This is a genomic window from Streptomyces sp. NBC_01618, assembly GCF_045209435.1.
Classification (GTDB): Bacteria; Actinomycetota; Actinomycetes; order Streptomycetales; family Streptomycetaceae; genus Streptomyces.
Genome location: NZ_CP109297.1, coordinates 6376240 through 6393617, shown reverse-complemented (window position 1 = coordinate 6393617; position 17378 = coordinate 6376240). Strand labels below are relative to the sequence as shown.

Sequence of the window (17378 nt, the reverse complement as noted above, 5' to 3'; positions counted from 1 at the left end):
CAATGCCGCTCGCTCGTAGACTCCCGGATGGGCCTGCCGTCCGGGAGGAGGGCACCACCTCAGCGGAAGAAAGATGGAACACCGTGGCACGCGCACTGAACCTGGAGAACTACATCGGGCATCTGATCCGCCGCGCGGAGCAAGTGCATACCGCGATGTGGGCTGCTCAGGTTTCCCAAGAGGTCACCTCTCAGCAATTCGCCGTTCTCAACGCTCTGCGGCAGCAGCCCGGTATCGATCAACGCACTCTCGCCTCCGTCATCTCGCTGGACCGCTCCACCGTCAATCTCATTGTCCGCCGCTTCACCGATCAGCAATACGTCACTCAGGTGCGGGACGCGGCAGACCGCAGACGCACTCTGCTGAGTCTGACCGACGATGGCGACCGCCTTCTGAGCTCCCTCATCCCGCCCGCGCAACGCGTCAACGAACAGCTTCTGTCGGCTCTGCCCGCCAGTGAACGCGCTTCGGCCGTGAGTGTCCTGCGCACCATCGCCGACATGGAAGTCACGTCGCCAACCGGCAGTTGACAGCCTCCTGGACTGCGGCTCATCCACCGGCCGGATCAGGACGACTTGTGAACTCTCTATCTGTCCGAGGAGTCACCCATTGCTGCAAGACCACTCTCGCGCAACCGGGGACGACGGACCGGAACACAGCCCAAAAGCACAGGCCAAAGGCGCCTCCGGTACGGGACCTGTGATCAGTCGCGCCCTACAGATCCTCGACGCCTTCAGCGCCCAGTCCCCTCACCTGTCACTCAGTGAACTGGCGCGAAAAGCGCAACTGCCCGTGTCAACCGTCCACCGGATGCTGGGAGAACTACTTGCCTGGGGAGCACTGGAGCGTGACGCCCAGGGACGCTATCGCATCGGGCTGCGCCTGTGGGAGATCGGCTCGCTGGCACCACGCGGTCAGGGGTTGCGCGAGCGAGCCTTGCCCTACCTCGAGGATCTCTCGCTGGTCACCCGCGAAAATGTGCAGCTAGCCGTGCGCGAAGGCACGGAGGCAGTGTTCGTCGAGCGGATCGGGGGAAGCTGCGCAGTCCCGACGCTCACACGTGTAGGCGGCCGACTCGCCATCACCGCGACAGGCGCGGGGCTGGCCCTGCTAGCCCACGCACCGGCCTCCGTCCAGAACGACGTGCTGGAACGGCCCATCGTACGTAACACGCCTTATACGATCACCGATGCCAGCCGGCTGCGAGGGGTGCTGGCACAGGTTCGTGCACGCGGCTACGCGGTGAGCGACCGACAGTTGTCGCTCGACACGCTTTCGGTGGCCGCGCCGGTGCGGTCCCCGCAAGGAGAGGTCGTCGCGGCCGTTTCACTTGTCGTGCCTTGCGGCTCTGCCACCCCTGCGGCCCTGGCCGACCTCGTCCTCACCAGCGCCCGTGCCATCAACCGCGCACTTCACGTGCCCGTTTCCTGACCGGCTCTCTTGCGAAGCAAATGGTTTCCCGGCATACGGAAAAGTGGCTGGTTGCAGCCGCGCCGGATTCGGACCATGTGTGCGTCGACTGCTGGAGCGAGCCGCTGGATGTGAGCTGGTTCAAAGGCGTCGGCCCTATCGCAGTCGACAACGGAGTGCTCCCATGTTCATGCGTTTCGAGTTCCATGCCACCCAGCGAGTCGTCCGGTGAGCGCGCCCCTGCGCGAGGCCCTGGATAACGGGCCCATGACCCGTTTTCAGTGGACTGCGATCGGTGTGTGTGTCCTGCTGAATGTGCTCGACGGGTTCGACGTCCTGGTCATGGCCTTCACCGGGAAGACCATCTCCGGTGAGTGGAATCTGAATTCCGGCACACTGGGGCTCCTCCTCAGCTGCGGCCTCATCGGTATGGCTGTGGGAGCACTGCTCGTGGCACCCTGGGCGGACCGGATTGGACGAAAGCCCGTCATACTGGGCGGTCTGTCGCTGGCGGCTGCGGGCATGCTGCTGTCCGCGACGAGTCAGAACTGGCAGCAGCTGGGATTGCTGCGCATTGTCACGGGCATCGGCATCGGCGCTGTCCTTGCGTCCAGTAACGTCATCGCCGGCGAGTTCGCCTCCCGCCGCTGGCGCGGCCTGGCCGTCAGCCTGAACTCCACCGGTTACGCGGTGGGCGCGACAGTCGGCGGTCTCGCGTCCGTCACCCTCATCGACCATTTCGGGTGGCACTCGGTCTTCCTCGCCGGCGGCATTGCCACCGTGGCCGCCATTCCCCTGGTGATGTTCCTGCTACCGGAGTCTCTCGACTTCCTCATCACGCAGAGGCCGCCAGGGGCTCTCTCCAAAATCAACAACCTTGCCCGGCGCATGGGACAGGCGGAACTCGACTCACTTCCCCCCGCTGCCGCTGCTCACCGGCTGAGTGCTGGATTCCGCCTCCTGCTGGCACCGGGCCTGCGCCGCGTCACGCTCGTGCTGTGGTCCGCGTTCTTCCTGGTGATGGCCGCTTTCTACTTCGTGACCAGTTGGACGCCGACCCTGCTCGTCGAAGCCGGCCTGTCCTCCACCCAGGGTCTCACCGGCGGCACTCTGCTCAATCTCGGCGGAATTTTCGGCGCCACGCTCCTCGGCGTACTGGCTGCCCGCTACGCACTGGTGAAGGTGAACCGTGGCTATCTGTTCGCCTCCGGTCTGCTCGTGGTGGCGTTCGCGGTCTCGACCGAGAATCTTGCCCTGGCCTTCAGTTTCGGTGCAGTCGTCGGTGTCGCCGTCAACGGGTGCATCGCGGGTCTCTACGCACTGACCCCAGCCATCTACGACACCCGTCTGCGCGCTACGGGAGTCGGTGCTGCCATCAGTGTCGGCCGCGTCGGCGCCATCATCGCCCCCACTGCCGCTGGGTGGCTGCTGGATGCCGGCTGGACACCGCATGCCCTCTACATCGCCGTCGGCGTGATCTTCGCGGCTGCCGGCCTGCTGTTGTTCTTCATGCAGTCCGGCAGTAGGCCCGCTGCCATAACTGCCGACCAGGCCGCCGCTACGATTTAGACCGACCGGCAAATGGGGGGCGGGAGAAGGAGCGGGGCTGGGTGCGTGCAGCTGCAAGGCGGAGGATTGAGGCAGATGGGGTCTCCCCTGCTCGAGCGAAGCCGAGAGCTTGGGGAAGGAGCGTTGGTGATTGACGACAACGCCGCAGATGCGACGCGCCCCCGCCGCGGCCGGCGGGAAGACGGCCGACGACGACCGCCGGCCACTCCACTGACACGAACCCGACTACATCGCACGTCGTCGAGACGATCACCGGATCGTAGGCTTGTGGCCATGGCTGACACCTATGAACTCCAACTCACGCTCGACCTGCCGGACTCCCTCTCGTCCCGCGATCTCGACCTGCTCCGCTGGCACTTGGCGGAGGAAGGTGGTCGGCAGGACGAAGGGTACGAGGTTCCCCTTTGGGACGGCCGAGGGCCAGCATCGCGCATCGGAGGCCTCCAGGTAGCGGAGTTGCGTTCGGTCCATGGGGGGTGGGCGTTGACCGTGCGGCAGGAGGCGCATCCCGACGGGTTCCACGATCTGCGCAGGCTCGTGCTATGGCTCGGAGCGCGGACGACGACCGCGGGCCCCATCGGGTACCTCCGTTTCTACGAGTCGTACGTGCCCGACATCCTGATCGTCGAGTCCGGGACTGTGAGCTGCGTCGTCCTACGGATGGACGAGACCATCCGGGTGGCGGACCAGGAGTTCCCCTACTCCTGAGCCGCCCTCTACGGCTGGAGTACGTCGTCGAGGCTGCCGAGCAGGCGCTTGAAGGAATCTCCTGTTCCCATTGCTCGCCGCTTTCGGTGAGGCGTCCTCACTGCCCGGATGATCCGGCCGCGACGGGTGATCCCTCGCCGGTCAGTACAGCAGGTCCAGCTCGGCGCGGACCGTCTTGCCGAGCGGCAGGCGGTCCAGCACCGCCCACCGGTCGGCCAGCGCCTCGACGATGATCAGCCCGTTCCCGCTGCCGGAACCGGGCGGCGGCGCCACCAGTTCCCCCGGCCCCGGCGGGCGGGCCTCGCCCCGCGTATCACCGACCTCGATCCGCAGGACGCCGAGCGCGTCCGTATCGCCCGGCGCGTGGGTCAGCCGCAACTCGAAGTCGCGGCCCGGCACCCGGCCGTGCGTTGCCGCGTTCGCGGCCAGCTCGGCGACGATCAACGCCGCCGCCTCCGATGCGTCACTGCGGTACGGGATGCCCCAGTCGTGCAGCACGTGCAGTGCCAGATGACGGGCGAGCCTCGCCCCGCGCGGCGTCGAGCTGAAGCGTTGCGCGAACACACGTACGGTGAACGGCGGTTGGGGGGTGGTGAGTGCTTCCATGCGCCCACCGTGACGGCCGGAGCACCCATAGGGCCAGCTCAGAAACTCGTACGCTGCGTCAGCGTACGGGTGCGGAGGGTGGACAGTACGCGTAACGGTCCGTAACCATGGGTGAGTTGCGGACCGGGGCAGGCACAGGGCACGGGAGGTGGCCGACATGACGGACGGCGTCGGCGGAACGGGTGGAGCGACGGGCGCGAACGGGGAGCCGGAGCCCTCCGACAGCCTGAAGGCGTTCGGGGAGGTCGTCAAGGTCTTCCGCAAGCGAGCACTGCTGACACAGGAGCAGTTCGCGCCGAAGGTGCGGTACTCGGTGCCGACGGTCGCCTCGATCGAGCAGGGGCGGCGGTTTCCGCCGCCTGCGTTCGTCGACCGTGCGGAGGACGTCCTGGACTCGTTCGGGGTCATCAAGGCCGCGGCCAAGCATCTGTCGCGGAAGTCGGGGCTGGCCAGTTGGTTCCGGCAGTGGGCGCAGCTGGAGGCGGAGGCGCTGAGCCTGTACACGTACGAATGCCGGTTGATTCCCGGGTTGTTGCAGCCGGAGGCGTACGCGCGGGCGTTGTTCGCGGACCAGCTCCCTCCGCTGCGCGATGAGCAGGTCGATGCTCAGCTGGCGGCACGAATGGAACGGCAGCGCCTGCTCCGGGATCGGCCGAACACCAATTACAGCTTCATCCTTGAAGAGCATCTGTTCCTGCGACGGACAGGCGGGCGGGTCGTCACCTTGGAACTCATTGACCATGTACTTGATCTGTCGCGACTGCGAAACATCGAGATCCAGGTGATGCCGCAGGTGCGGGAGCGTCATGCGGGGCTCCACGGCCCCATGCGGCTACTGGAAACATCGGAGAACAAGTGGTTCGGCTACTCCGAAGGACAGGAGACCGGCGACTTCATCACCGACCCAAAGGTCGTCAGCACCCTCCAGATGCGGTATGCCAGGATGCGTTCACAGGCTCACTCCCTCGAATACTCCGTGGGCCTGCTGCAGCGGATGCGAGGAGCGGTATGACCACCACAGACCCGGCCTGGTTCAAGAGCAGCTACAGCGGAAGCTCCGGCGACTCCTGTGTAGAAGTCGCCCTCTCCTGGCGCAAGTCCACCTACAGCAGCGGTTCCGGCGACGACTGCGTAGAGGTCGCCACCTGCCCCACCACCGTCCACGTCCGGGACTCCAAGGTCGAGCAGGGTCCGCAGCTCGCGCTCTCCCCCGCCGCCTGGGCCGGCTTCGTCGCCTACGCCGTGAGCGGCTGACCGGACGCGCACGGACACAGCGCCGTGCCGCGCACCGGATCAACTCCGGTGCGCGGCACGGCGGGTATCACGTGTCACATGTCAGGCGTCAGGACAGCGCCAGCTCGGTGACGTTGTTGGCCTCCAGGACCCACGTCGCGCTCAGGCCGCCCTCCTTGACCCGCGCGTCGCCGTCGCCCTTGAGGACGCCGATGCGCTTGCCGGACAGGGCGATCTGGATGGCGTGGGTGTACTCGTGGACCCACGAGGCGCTGAGGCCGCCCTCCTTCACGTACGCGTTGCCGCGGTCGGTCACGACGCCGATGCGGTTGCCCGACAGTTCGAGCTGGATGACGTTGTTGCGCTCCCGGACCCAGGTGGCGTTGAGGCCGCCCTCCTTCACCCAGGCGACGCCGTCACTCGTGAGGACGCCGATGCGCTTGCCCGCCAGGTCGATGCCGATGACGTCGCCGGACTCCTTGACCCAGGTGGCGCTGAGGCCGCCCTCCTTGACGTACGCGTCTCCGTTGCCCGTCACGACGCCGATCCGGTTGCCCGACAGTTCGAGTTCCTTGACCTTGTCGTGCTCCTTGACCCACGAAGCGCTGAGGCCGCCCTCCTTGACGTACGCGTCGCCGTTGTCCTTCAGGACGCCGATGCGGTTGCCGGAGAGGGCGATCTGCTTGACATCGTCGGACTCGCGGACCCACGTGGCGCTGAGACCGCCCTCCTTCACCCATGCGGTGCCGTCACTCGTGAGGACGCCGATGCGCTTGCCGGACAGGACGACCTGCTTGACGTCGCCGGCCTCCTCGACCCACGTCGCGCTGAGGCCGCCCTCCTTCACGTACGCGTCACCGTTGGCGCGCAGAGTGCCGATTCGGTTGCCACCGTCCCCGGAGACCGTGCCGGGCACCGCGCCGGCCGTGGATGCTCCGGTGAGACCGGCCAGGGCCAGAACGGCGGCGGCCGCGGAGAGAGTCTTGAGATTCATCCGTGTAACTCCTGTACGCAGGACGACCCTTGGGACCGGAGATGCGGTGCCCGCGGGGGATTCATCATTCCGAAGAAGATCAACGACCGGAAGGGCCGGGGGTGCGTAGGCCATTGGAGTGATGAAGAAGCACCGAACGGACTTTTGCCGCACGCCGTCCCGTTGGGCTGAACACCTCCGTCGGGGTCGCCCGCGTGACCTTCCGGCAGGGTGCGTGCGGGGGCGGCGCGCCTTGATAGCGTCGCTCCCGCGATTGCGGACCGCTCCCCGCCGGGGTCGTCGCTGTGCCCGGACGGCTTGCCCTCGACGGGCGGCCGTCGGAGCGAGCGTGCTGACGTTACGGGGACGTTCCCGGCAAGGACGAAGAGGGCCTACGCATGAGCCTCGCGCAGTTGCATTACACCTCTGCCTCTGCGGGGGACGGCGATGGGGGCGGTGCGCGGTTCACGGCGGTCAGCGCGGGCATACCCACGCCGGTGCTGGCCGAGGCCGAGCAGCTCCTCGGATACGAGCCGCCGACTGCCGCCCCGTACCACCCGACCGCTGATGAACTCCGGTCGTTTCCAGAAGCGTTCAGCTTCAGCGCGCTGTCCGACGGCAGTCATCTGCTGAGCCGTACGGTGGCGCTCGGCGGCCCCGGCGCGGGCCGTTTCCACGCGCACGCGGTGCATCTTCCGGCCGGTACCCGGCTGCCGGGCGACGCGTTGCCGGTCACGGCCTGGCGGTCGCCGAACTGGGCGTCCACCCCGCCGGACGGCGGGGTGCCCGGCCGCCTGGCCCACCTGCCCGCCTCCGCCACCTTCGGGCCGGAGGCGCTCAACGACTTCGCGGTCTCCCGGAGCCCCTGGCTGGCGGCGGTCTTCGCCGATCTGCGCAGGGTGAGCGAGGAACCGTCGTCGGCGCCTGTGGTGCTCGTGGAACGGCAGAGCGCCGATGTGGCCCGGTGGATCGCCCTGGCCGCGGCCGTGCTCCCGCCGGAGACCGCACAACGGCTGACCTTCACGACGTACACCCGCCGTCCGGCACAGTCCCCGCACCAGGTCGTCGGAGTGCTGCCGGACGACGCGCCCGGAACGGCCGGACCCGACAGCGGGCTGCGGGTGCACGACTGCACCGGTCCGCGTCCGCAGGGGCCGGTGGCCGACGCCTGGGCCGAGACCTGCGCCCGGATCTGGCGGAACCGGACTCCGGAACTGTTCCGGACGGCGGCGGAGCTGCCCGGCGAGCCCTTCGCCGCCGGACCGCTCGCTGTGACGGCACTGTGCACGGGCGTCGAGCTCGGCCCCGACGGGCGGGCCGCGGCAGCCGCCTGGGCCGCCGAGCGGCCGTACGCGCTGGACGAGGAGCGGACGCGGCGGCTGACCGATGCGCTGACCGCTCCCGGCATCGACCGTACGACCAACGAACTCGCTTGTGTCGCACGGCTGTTGACCGCCCTCGACGGTCGCTCCCCGGCCGCCACGACCACGTCGCTCGCGGCTCTGCTGGTGACGGAGGCGGTGCACGGTGGTGATGTCACACTCGAATCGCCCGCGCGCTCGGCCTTCGCCGGGCCGGCCGGGGAGCGTGCCGCCGCCGCGCTCGTCGCGGCCCTGGGCGACGACCTGCGTACCGAACTCGCCACCGGTGCGGCCGCCACGTCCGCGTCGTCGGCCGCGCCCGGCCGGGGTGTGGCGCGCACCGTGCAACTGCTGCGGATCGCGCGGCTTCTCGACGTGGACTGCGCGGCCCTGCTTCCCGACGTCGTACGCCGGATGGCCCGGTCGCTGCTGGACGAAGGGGCGGCCGGCTGCGCGCCGGTGCTGCTCGACCTCCTGGACGAACAGTTCGATGTCCGTACGGCGTTGCTGGGCGAGCTGGACCGGATCACCCCGCACGATCCGGCGGGGACGGAGCGGCTGCTGACAGGGGTCGCCCTGCCGTTCACCGGAACGCAAGCGCTGCCGCATCTGCGGATGTGCGCGGCGGCGCCGGACGCCAGGGCGGGCGGCGGCGACCGGGTGAAGGTGCTGCACACGATGCTCCGCGCCGGCGGCATGTCACCTTTCACCGAACCGCTGGTACTGCTGACCGGGGTGGGTCTGGTGTGGGGCGAGGATTTGCCCACCGCGGGCGAGGCCCGGCAGCTGCTGGGCGGGACCACCTCCGACGCGCACCGTACGGCCGGTACGTGGTCCGCTCTCGTCGCGGCGGCGCTCGGCGCCTCCGCGGACGACGAGGAGGCCCCCGAACTCGCCCACGACCTGCTGCGCGGCTTCCCGCAGGAGATCGACGCGCGGGCGCGCGGCGCCCTGCTGCTCCTGGAGTTCGCGCGGGAGCTGCGGTCGGGGACGGCGGAGCCCGGCTGGGCGGCACGGGCCCGGAAGCTGTACACCGGGGCAGAACCGGTGGAGCCGGGCGTACGCGACCAGGCGTTCGGCGCCCTGGCCCGGCGACTGCTCGCTCCGGACCGGCCCGAGGCGGAGCTGTACGCGTTCGTCCACAGCGACGACGCGGACCTCATCGCGGCCTACGGCAGGGCGGCCCGCCATGAGACCGTCCTCGCCCGGCTGCGGGTCGAACCGGCTTATGCGGCCGACTGTTTCACCGTCTGGACCGTCCACCCGCACGCGGGCCGCGCGTGGACGCGGACCACCGCCTCCTTGCTGGAGGACGTGCTGCGTCCGGCGGTGGGCGCCTTGTCCTCCGCCGCGATCACCGCGGTGGAGGAGGCCGTCGAGCGCGCCGGCAGCAGGCAGCGCGCCGAGGCGTTCCGGGCGTGGAACCGCGCCGGTGGCACTCTCGGCCGACTCGGCAAGCGGCTGGCGCGACGCGTCCGCCGGCCCTGACCGGGGCCGGTCGCCTTGTCGTCGAAAGGCGTCGGCAGCAGGGGCTTGCTGCTTGGTGGTGCGCCGGTCCGTCATGCCCCCACGGCGTTCGTGCCGTGGGAGACATCACATTTGTGGTCTCCCGGCTGCTCCGCTGCCCGGCCGACGCCGTCGCGGACCCCTCGGAGTGACCGGTACCGTGTGACACATCGATGTGACATGTCGATCTCGTGTGCTCCCGGCGGGCTGCGCGACACCCCCAGGAGGAACAGATGACGACGAACCGCGGACGCAAGGACGCCATCCGGGACCGGATGGCCGCGACCGGCGAGTCGTACAACGTCGCCGCCCGCAATCTGAAGGCGATGAAGGACATGGGCGCCACGCGTGAGGCCGTCCTCACCCAGCGCTGGCGTCCCGCCGAATCGCTCGATGTGCCGTGCCCCTGCGGTGGCACGTGCGAACCCGGCGAGCGATGTGAGCGCTGTCACGCGCTGCACCTGCACGTTGCGCGCTACCCCGGGAGTGTCACGGACGTCGAGACCTGGGCGGACCGCTACGACTGCATGGGCTGCGCCTCCTCGTACATCCTGACCGTGGTCCTGCCCGGCCGGCCGTGGGGCGTCGCCGAGACGGTCGTCCGGGGCGGTTCCGCGGAGCCGGTCGTACGGACCCGGGTCTTCCCGGGCGTCGCCCACCCGCTGCTGCGGCCGGAGAACCCCGAGGACGAGGGCTGACGCCCGGCGTCAGCCCTCGCTCAGCTCGTAGCCGTCAGCCCTCGTCGGGCGTCAGTCGCAGCGAGATCGAGTTGATGCAGTACCGCTGGTCCGTCGGGGTCGGGTAGCCCTCGCCCTCGAAGACATGGCCGAGGTGCGATCCGCAGCGGGCGCAGCGGACCTCGGTGCGGACCATGCCGTGGCTGCGGTCCTGGATCAGTTCGACCGCGTCCGTGTCCTTCGGGTCGTAGAAGGACGGCCAGCCGCAGTGCGACTCGAATTTGGTGTCGGAGCGGAACAGCTCCGCGTCGCAGGCGCGGCAGGAGTAGACGCCCGTGGTCTTCGTGTCGGTGTATTCGCCGACGAAGGCGGGTTCCGTGCCGGCCTGGCGCAGGACCGCGTACTCGGCGGGGGTCAGCTCCGCCCGCCACTGCTCGTCCGGCTTCTCGATGTCGTACGACACGTCGCTCCCTCAGCTCGACAGGTGGTCCAGGATCTGCGGGCCGAGGTCCGTGACGTCGCCCGCGCCCATGGTGAGAACGAGGTCGCCGGGCTTCGCCATTCCCGCGATGGTCCCGGGGACCGCCGCCTTGTCGTGGACGGCGGTGACGTCGGCGCCCGCGGCCCTGGCGGCGTCGATGATCAGGTCGCTGGTGATGCCGGGGATCGGGTCCTCGCGGGCCGGGTAGATGTCCAGGACCACGGAGGCGTCGGCCAGCGCGAGGGCCTGGCCCATCTCGGTGCCGAGCTCCTGGGTGCGGGAGAAGAGGTGGGGCTGGAAGACGACCAGGAGGCGGGCGTCGGAAGCGGCGCCGCGCATCGCTTCGAGGTCCGCGGTCATCTCGGTGGGGTGGTGCGCGTACGAGTCGATGACCTGCACGCCCGCGGCCTCGCCCTTGAGCTGGAGGCGGCGCTTGACGCCGGTGTACTTGCCGAGGGCCGAGGCGAGGTTGTGGGCCGGGATGCCGAGGGCGACACCGGCGGCGAGGGCGGCGACCGCGTTGTGGGCGTAGTGGCGGCCGGGCACGGAGACGGTGAAGGTGAGGTACTTCCCGTTCAGGATGACCGTGACCTCGCTGGTCAAGCCACGTGGGGTGACCTTGTGGACGCGTACGTCGGCGGTCTCGGACTCGCCGTAGGTGACGACCTTCACCGCCGAGAGCGCGCGCACCCGCTCGGTGAGCTCGACGGCGCCGGGCTGGTCGGCGGCGATCACCAGGGTGCCGCCGGGGACGATCTTGCCTGCGAACGTCTCGAAGGATTCGTAGATCTCGTCCATCGAGGCGTAGTTCGCGTGGTGGTCCAGCTCGACGTTGAGGACGATCGCGACCTCGGGGTCGTACTTCTGGAAGCTGCGGTCGCTCTCGTCCGCCTCGGCGACGAAGATCGCACCCTCGCCGTGCGCGGCGTTGGTGCCGGGGCCCGCGAGGTCGCCGCCGATGGCGTACGAGGGGTCGAGGTTCAGTTCGGACAGGGCGACGGCCAGCATCGACGTGGTGGTCGTCTTGCCGTGCGTACCGGCCACCGCGATCGCGCGCGCACCCTCCATCACGGAGGCCAGCGCGTCGGAGCGGTGGACGACGGGGATCGACAGCTCGGCGGCGCGCACCAGCTCCGGGTTGTCGGGGCGGATGGCGCTGGAGACGACGACGCACGAGGCGTCGTCCGCCAGATGCGCGGCGGCGTGTCCGATGTGGACGGTCGCCCCCAGCGCCCGCAGCGCCTCGGCCGTACCCGACTCCTTGGTGTCGCTGCCCGCGACCTTCGCACCGCGCTGGGTGAGGATCTTCGCGATGCCCGACATTCCGGCGCCGCCGATGCCGATGAAGTGCGGCCGTTCCATGGCGGCAGGAATACCGGGTGCCATGCGTGTGTCTCCCCAAAAGTCGAAACGAGTCCCGCACAGCCTATTCGCTGTGCGCGAAGAGCTTCAGCACCGGGACGCCGACCTTGTGCCGGGCCCTGGACGCCCAGTCCCGGTGGAAGAACTCCTCCACGTAGTGCGGCGCGGTCAGCACGATGACCTCGTCCGCCTCCGCCTCGTCGACCACGGTCTTCAGCTTGTCCAGCGGGTGCTCCTCGATCACCTGCCCGACCGCCTCGGAGCCTGCCTGCCGCAGCGCTTCGAGCGACACTTCGAGCGCCAGCTCGGCGGATTGCCGGGCATCCTTGCCCTCCGGCTCCTCGGCCTCGCGGGCGGCTTCCTTCAGTTCGCCCATCGCCAGGTCGTCGATGGCCCGCAACAGCACATCGGCCTGGTCACCGCGCGGCTGCATGAGCACGACGAAGGACGTCCGTTCCTCCCCGTGCAGGGTGGTGACGAACTCGACGTCCTCGGAAGTGAGGGCCTTCTCGATCATCAAAACGCTGGTGAACACCACGGGCGCCCTTCTGCTTCAGTGACCGTCTCCGGTCTCTGCTGAAACCATCCTTCCCCGTGCGCGCACGGGGTCTGCGAGAGTAATTGTGCCCACCGGAAGCTAACCGGAACGGTAAATTCCGCCGATTGTCAGATCCGACGGTATCGGGTGAAGAGGAACCCGGCCTCTTCCAGCAGCGATGCCAGGGCAAATCGTTCCGGCACGGCCACCGAGGGCCCCCCGGCGATCCGCTGCGCGTCGCCGGCGGTCAGCATCGGCGAGACGGTCAGACAGAGCTCGTCCAGCACCCCGGCCGCCACGAACTGGCCCAGCAACCTGGGCCCGCCCTCGGTCAGCAGCCGCTTGAACCCGCGCTCCGCCAGCTCCCGTACGGCCCTGGCGGGGTCCACCCGGGAGCCCTCCCCCGCGATCACCACCTCGGCGCCCGCCTGCCGCGCCGCCACGATCCGGTCGGGAGGTGCTCCGGCGCCGGTCAGCACGAGGGTCGGGACGAGGGGCGAGACGAAGAGCGGCAACGAGAAGTCCAGGTCCAGGCTGCCGCTGACCACGGCGATCACCGGCGCGGGCCCCTGCCCGGCCGCGGCCCGGCGGGCGGCGAAGGCCTCGCGCGCCCTGGCGGGCCGGTAGCCCTCCAGCCGTACCGTCTCCGCCCCCACCACGACCGCGTCGGCCAGCCCGCGCAGGGTTCCGAAGATCCGCATGTCGCTCGCGCAGGAGATCGGCTGCGAGCGGCCGTCGTGCTGGGCGGCGCCGTCGAGCGTCGAAACCATGTTGGCGCGCAGCCAGGGGCCGTCCTGCTCGGGGTACGCGTAGGCCACGGCCAGATCGTCCAGGCTCCACTCCCCCTCGTCGTCAGCAGGTGTCGGGTCGGTCACAGGGAAGAGGCGTCGCATGTTCTGCAGTCTGGCACGGCGCTTAAGGTTGATGGTTGTGTCGTCCTCCACCGCCGTGCCTGGGCAGAGCCCCATAGCCGAAACGGCCCCGCTGTCCCTGTGCGCCCTCGAGCCGCACGTCCCCGCCGACCGGCTGGTCGCCGAGATGGTGCCGCCGCCGCGCTTCGACTCCGTGCGCTTCGAAACGTACGTCCCGGACCCCGACCGGCCGAGCCAGGTCGAGGCGGTCAACGTCCTGAGCGGCTTCGCGACCGGGCTCGGCGGGGCGCACGCCACCGGCTCCGGAAGGCGCAAGTGGTTCAGCAAGAAGCCGGCGGCACCCGCGGCACCTCTCGGGGTCTACCTCGACGGCGGCTACGGGGTCGGCAAGACGCACCTGCTGGCCTCGCTCTGGCACGCCACGCCCGCCGCGCCCTCGCTGAAGGCGTTCGGTACCTTCGTCGAGCTGACGAACCTGGTCGGTGCGCTGGGTTTCCAGCAGACCGTGCGAACGCTGAGCGGGCACCGGCTCCTGTGCATCGACGAGTTCGAGCTGGACGACCCGGGCGACACGGTCCTGGTGTCGTCGCTGCTCAGCAGGCTGGTCGAGGCGGGGGTCGCGCTCGCCGCCACCTCGAACACGTTGCCCGGCAAGCTGGGCGAGGGCCGGTTCGCCTCCGCCGACTTCCTGCGGGAGATCCAGGGGCTGTCCGCGCACTTCCGTCCGCTGCGGATCGACGGCGAGGACTACCGCCACCGCGGGCTGCCCGAGGCCCCGGCGCCGTACTCCGACGAGCAGGTCACCAAGGCCGCGTACGCCACCGGAGGCGCGAGCCTGGACGACTTCCCCTCGCTCCTCGACCACCTCGCCCGGGTCCATCCGAGCCGCTACGGCGCGCTGACGGACGGTCTGCGGGCGGTCTGCCTCACCGACGTGCAGCCGGTGCCGGACCAGTCGACCGCGCTGCGGCTCGTCGTCCTCGCCGACCGGCTGTACGACCGGGAGGTACCGGTGCTCGCCTCCGGGGTGCCGTTCGACAGGCTGTTCAGCGACGAGATGCTGAACGGCGGGTACCGGAAGAAGTACTTCCGGGCGATCTCCCGGCTGACGGCGCTGGCGCGCGACGCGAAGGGTCTGGTGGCGCAGTAGGTTCGGGGGCGTACCACCCCTGGGGGAGTACCGCCCTTCGGGGACGTACCACCCGAGGTGCCCCGGGGCGCCTCGAATCTCCCGTATCAACCGCGCACACTGTTTGAAGGGATCCACCATGGCTACCACGCGTCAGGCGCACACGGTCTGGGAAGGCAACCTGATCGAGGGCAAGGGCGTCGTCACCTTCGACTCCTCCGGCATCGGCGACTACGACGTCTCCTGGCCGTCCCGCGCGGAGAAGGCGAACGGAAAGACCAGTCCCGAGGAGCTCATCGCGGCGGCCCACTCCAGCTGCTTCTCGATGGCGCTGTCCAACGGCCTGGCCACCGCCGGTACCCCGCCGACCCGGCTGAACACCAAGGCCGAGGTCACCTTCCAGCCCGGTACCGGCATCACCGGTATTCACCTCACCGTCCAGGGCGAGGTGCCGGGTCTCGACGAGGCGGGCTTCCTCAAGGCCGCCGAGGACGCCAAGGCGAACTGCCCGGTCAGCCAGGCGCTCACGGGCACGACGATCACGCTCACCGCGTCCCTGGCCTGACTCCGACAGGGCCCTCACGGGTACCTCACGGGTACCTTCCGGCCCGTGACGCGCATGAGGCTCAGTGACCCGCATGGTTCCCGCGCGGCGATCCGCGTGGTACACACATGCGGGTCACATCTCCTGTCCGCCAGCAGGGAGTTGCCTCATGTCATCAGCACTGTCACAACAACGCGCAACACGACGACAGGTCCTGGCCGGCAGCGGCGCGGCCGTTGCCTCGATCGCCTTCGCCGGGGCGTTCTCCGAACTCTTCGCGGGTACCGCCGCCGCCCGCGGGCACAGCGGCTACGGCCCGCTCGTGCCCGACCCCGACGGTCTGCTCGACCTCCCGAAGGGCTTCCGCTACCGGGTCCTGTCCCGGGAGGGCGCCCCGCTCCGCTCCGGCGAGGGCCAGGTCCCCAGCAACCACGACGGCATGGCCGCCTTCGCAGGCCGGCACGGCCACGTCACTCTCGTCCGCAACCACGAGAACCGCGCCACCGGCAGGATTCCGGTGCCGGTCGTCGAGGGCCTCACCTACGACCCCATGGGCAAGGGCGGCTGTACGGCTCTGGAGCTGGACGGCCGCAACAACGTCCTCGGCGAACGCGTCGCCATCGCCGGTACGGCGGTGAACTGCGCGGGTGGCCCCACCCCTTGGAACACCTGGCTGACCTGCGAGGAGACCGAGGACAAGGCCGGTACCAACGGCTACACCAAGGACCACGGCTTCATCTTCGAGGTGGACGGCGCCGATCCGCACCGCACCGGGGCCGTGCCGCTCACCGCGATGGGCCGCTTCCAGCACGAGGCGATAGCGATCGATCCGAAGAACGGGATCGTCTACGAGACGGAGGACGCCTTCGACAAGCCGTTCGGGCTCTTCTACCGCTTCCTGCCGAACAAGCCGCTCGGCGGGACGGGTTCGCTGCGGGCCGGCGGCCATCTGGAGGCCATGCGGGTGCCGGGTGTCCCCGACCTCTCCGCGATCCAGGAGACCGGTACGAGCTTCGAGGGCGTCGAGTGGGTCCCCGTACCGGATCCGCTGGCCACCGGGACCCCGATCCGGTTCCAGGACTTCGGCCCGAAGGGCATCACCCACGCGCAGAAGCTGGAGGGCTGCTACTGGGGCGGGTCGTCGGTCTACTTCGTCTCCAGCTTCGCGCACAGCTCGCAGGGTTCGGCGGCCGATCACTACGGCCAGGTGTGGCGGTACGAGCCGAAGCGGCGCCGCCTCACGCTGGTGATCGTCTTCGGCCCCGATGCGGACGTCCAACTGCCCGGCGAGTCCCCCGACAACATCTGCCTGGCCGCCGACGGGGGGCTGATGGTGTGCGAGGACGGTGACGGCGCGCAGCATGTGTTCGGCGTGACGCGGGGCGGCGAGGTGTACGCGATGGCGCGGGGCCGGCAGAACATCGGGACGCCCGAGGACCCCTCGTGGGGCGAGTTCGCCGGGGTCACGTTCGCTCCGGACGGCGGGACGATGTTCGTCAACTGCTATACGCCGGGGACCACGTTCGCGGTGACGGGTCCGTGGCGCTGACGCACTGACGGACTCGTTGCGCTGAGGCGCTGAGACGCTGGGCCGGTCGGGGGTGGCGGTGTGTTCGTCTGCCTCCGGCCGGAGCGCCGCCGCCCGCGGCGAGCAGCGACGCGAGGTGGACGCGCGGCAACCCCTCCGCGGCGGCGACGGTACGGGAGGCGGCCCGCCCCGCGCAGGTTCAGTTGGCCGACGCCTTCTCGGGCTTGACCTCGCTGGGCCGTACGATCACGAACCCTTCCCCGTCCAGCCGCAGTTGGACGGCCTCCCCGGAGCCGCCGCGGATCATCGAGCCGAAGCTCTGCGAGCGGTGCAGCGATGTGTTCAGGCCGGCGCTCCAGCCGACCACCGCGTCCGTGTCGACGCACACCGGCTGATGGGGCGTGACGGGTATCACTATGGGGTGGCCCTCACACATCAGGCCGAGCTTGCCGTACCCGGTGAAGACGCTGTTGAAGAGCCCGCCGCCGGTCATCCCGGCGCCCTTCACGGTCTTGATCTCGTAGGAGAGCGTGGGGTCGAAACAGAGCACGTTGCGGCCGTTGACGGTGAGGACGTCGCCCTGCTCCATGTCCACGATGAAGCAGTTGGCGGCCTCGTGCGCGAACCACGCCTCGCCCTGGCCGCGGACCGCCATCAGCGCCAGCCCCTCGCCGGTGACGGCGCGCTTGAGCATGCCGCCGAGACCCTGGCCCTTGCGCTCGAACTGCAGATCACCGCGGAAGGCGATCATCGATCCCTGCCGGGCGTGCATCTCGCCGTTGACAGCGTATTTGATGGACTTGGCGTTCTGCAGGGTCATCCCGGGGGCTGTTGCCTGCTGCGCCATGTTCTCGCTGGAAAAGAGATCGCTCTTCATGCGG

The 17378-nt window shown here is 69.5% G+C and carries 18 protein-coding genes; 11 read left to right on the top strand and 7 right to left on the bottom strand.

The genetic code is table 11. The features are described 5' to 3' along the window. Positions 1-83 precede the first annotated feature (83 nt). From OH735_RS29530 to OH735_RS29515, 4 genes are all read left to right on the top strand, one after another. Positions 84-530, top strand: a complete 447-nt coding sequence (locus OH735_RS29530) for a MarR family winged helix-turn-helix transcriptional regulator (protein ID WP_406384683.1) — start codon at positions 84-86, stop codon at positions 528-530. Between the two features lie 79 nt (positions 531-609). Next, positions 610-1431, top strand: a complete 822-nt coding sequence (locus OH735_RS29525; RefSeq protein ID WP_406384682.1) for an IclR family transcriptional regulator — start codon at positions 610-612, stop codon at positions 1429-1431. Between the two features lie 246 nt (positions 1432-1677). Further along, on the top strand, positions 1678-2979 hold the full coding sequence (locus tag OH735_RS29520; RefSeq protein ID WP_406384681.1) for an MFS transporter: 1302 nt from the start codon (positions 1678-1680) through the stop codon (positions 2977-2979). Between the two features lie 273 nt (positions 2980-3252). Then, positions 3253-3687, top strand: coding sequence for a hypothetical protein (locus tag OH735_RS29515; RefSeq protein WP_406384680.1), 435 nt, complete (start codon positions 3253-3255; stop codon positions 3685-3687). A gap of 141 nt (positions 3688-3828) precedes the next feature. On the opposite strand, the gene OH735_RS29510 is transcribed toward OH735_RS29515, so the two are convergent. Continuing rightward, positions 3829-4293: an ATP-binding protein gene (locus OH735_RS29510; protein ID WP_406384679.1), complete on the bottom strand. Its 465-nt coding sequence runs from the start codon at positions 4291-4293 to the stop codon at positions 3829-3831. 157 nt (positions 4294-4450) lie between these two features. Between OH735_RS29510 and OH735_RS29505 the strand changes: the two genes are divergently transcribed. Together OH735_RS29505 and OH735_RS29500 are read left to right on the top strand one after the other, a co-directional pair. After that, positions 4451-5305, top strand: a complete 855-nt coding sequence (locus tag OH735_RS29505; protein WP_406384678.1) for a Scr1 family TA system antitoxin-like transcriptional regulator — start codon at positions 4451-4453, stop codon at positions 5303-5305. Beyond that, positions 5302-5547 carry a DUF397 domain-containing protein gene (locus OH735_RS29500; RefSeq protein WP_406384677.1) on the top strand — a complete coding sequence of 82 codons (246 nt, stop codon included), beginning with the start codon at positions 5302-5304 and terminating at the stop codon, positions 5545-5547. The genes OH735_RS29505 and OH735_RS29500 overlap by 4 nt, the downstream gene beginning before the upstream one ends. Before the next feature lie 88 nt (positions 5548-5635). On the opposite strand, the gene OH735_RS29495 is transcribed toward OH735_RS29500, so the two are convergent. Continuing rightward, on the bottom strand, positions 5636-6520 hold the full coding sequence (locus tag OH735_RS29495; protein WP_406384676.1) for a peptidase S1: 885 nt from the start codon (positions 6518-6520) through the stop codon (positions 5636-5638). Between the two features lie 377 nt (positions 6521-6897). Between OH735_RS29495 and OH735_RS29490 the strand changes: the two genes are divergently transcribed. Together OH735_RS29490 and OH735_RS29485 are read left to right on the top strand one after the other, a co-directional pair. Continuing rightward, positions 6898-9348 carry a GTPase-associated protein 1-related protein gene (locus OH735_RS29490; protein ID WP_406384675.1) on the top strand — a complete coding sequence of 817 codons (2451 nt, stop codon included), beginning with the start codon at positions 6898-6900 and terminating at the stop codon, positions 9346-9348. A 251-nt stretch (positions 9349-9599) separates the two neighbouring features. After that, positions 9600-10064 (top strand): hypothetical protein, encoded by a 465-nt coding sequence (locus tag OH735_RS29485; protein ID WP_406384674.1) that lies wholly within the window; start codon positions 9600-9602, stop codon positions 10062-10064. Between the two features lie 34 nt (positions 10065-10098). Here the strand turns inward: OH735_RS29485 and msrB are convergent, their stop codons facing one another. From msrB to OH735_RS29465, 4 genes are all read right to left on the bottom strand, one after another. Beyond that, complete coding sequence (gene msrB, locus OH735_RS29480; RefSeq protein ID WP_114247299.1) at positions 10099-10506, bottom strand: peptide-methionine (R)-S-oxide reductase MsrB; 408 nt, start codon at positions 10504-10506, stop codon at positions 10099-10101. A 9-nt stretch (positions 10507-10515) separates the two neighbouring features. Then, a complete protein-coding gene (murC, locus tag OH735_RS29475; RefSeq protein ID WP_406384673.1) occupies positions 10516-11910 on the bottom strand; it encodes a UDP-N-acetylmuramate--L-alanine ligase in 1395 nt (464 codons plus the stop codon). 40 nt (positions 11911-11950) lie between these two features. Then, positions 11951-12403 (bottom strand): indole-3-glycerol phosphate synthase, encoded by a 453-nt coding sequence (locus OH735_RS29470; protein WP_406386794.1) that lies wholly within the window; start codon positions 12401-12403, stop codon positions 11951-11953. Positions 12404-12552: 149 nt separating this feature from the next. Beyond that, positions 12553-13317 (bottom strand): pyrimidine reductase family protein, encoded by a 765-nt coding sequence (locus tag OH735_RS29465; protein ID WP_406384672.1) that lies wholly within the window; start codon positions 13315-13317, stop codon positions 12553-12555. Positions 13318-13354: 37 nt separating this feature from the next. Here OH735_RS29465 and zapE point away from each other — a divergent pair, with 37 nt between their 5' ends. The 3 genes from zapE (at position 13355) to OH735_RS29450 (ending at position 16518) form a co-directional block, all read left to right on the top strand. Continuing rightward, the gene (zapE, locus tag OH735_RS29460) at positions 13355-14446 is read left to right on the top strand and encodes a cell division protein ZapE (RefSeq protein WP_406384671.1); all 1092 of its coding nucleotides are present in this window, start codon (positions 13355-13357) and stop codon (positions 14444-14446) included. 118 nt (positions 14447-14564) lie between these two features. Continuing rightward, positions 14565-14990, top strand: a complete 426-nt coding sequence (locus OH735_RS29455; protein WP_384448485.1) for an OsmC family protein — start codon at positions 14565-14567, stop codon at positions 14988-14990. A 148-nt stretch (positions 14991-15138) separates the two neighbouring features. Beyond that, entirely contained in the window at positions 15139-16518 is a 1380-nt protein-coding gene (locus OH735_RS29450) for an alkaline phosphatase PhoX (protein ID WP_406384669.1), read from the top strand. 178 nt (positions 16519-16696) lie between these two features. On the opposite strand, the gene OH735_RS29445 is transcribed toward OH735_RS29450, so the two are convergent. Next, complete coding sequence (locus tag OH735_RS29445; protein WP_406384667.1) at positions 16697-17374, bottom strand: AIM24 family protein; 678 nt, start codon at positions 17372-17374, stop codon at positions 16697-16699. Between the last annotated feature and the right edge of the window lie 4 nt (positions 17375-17378).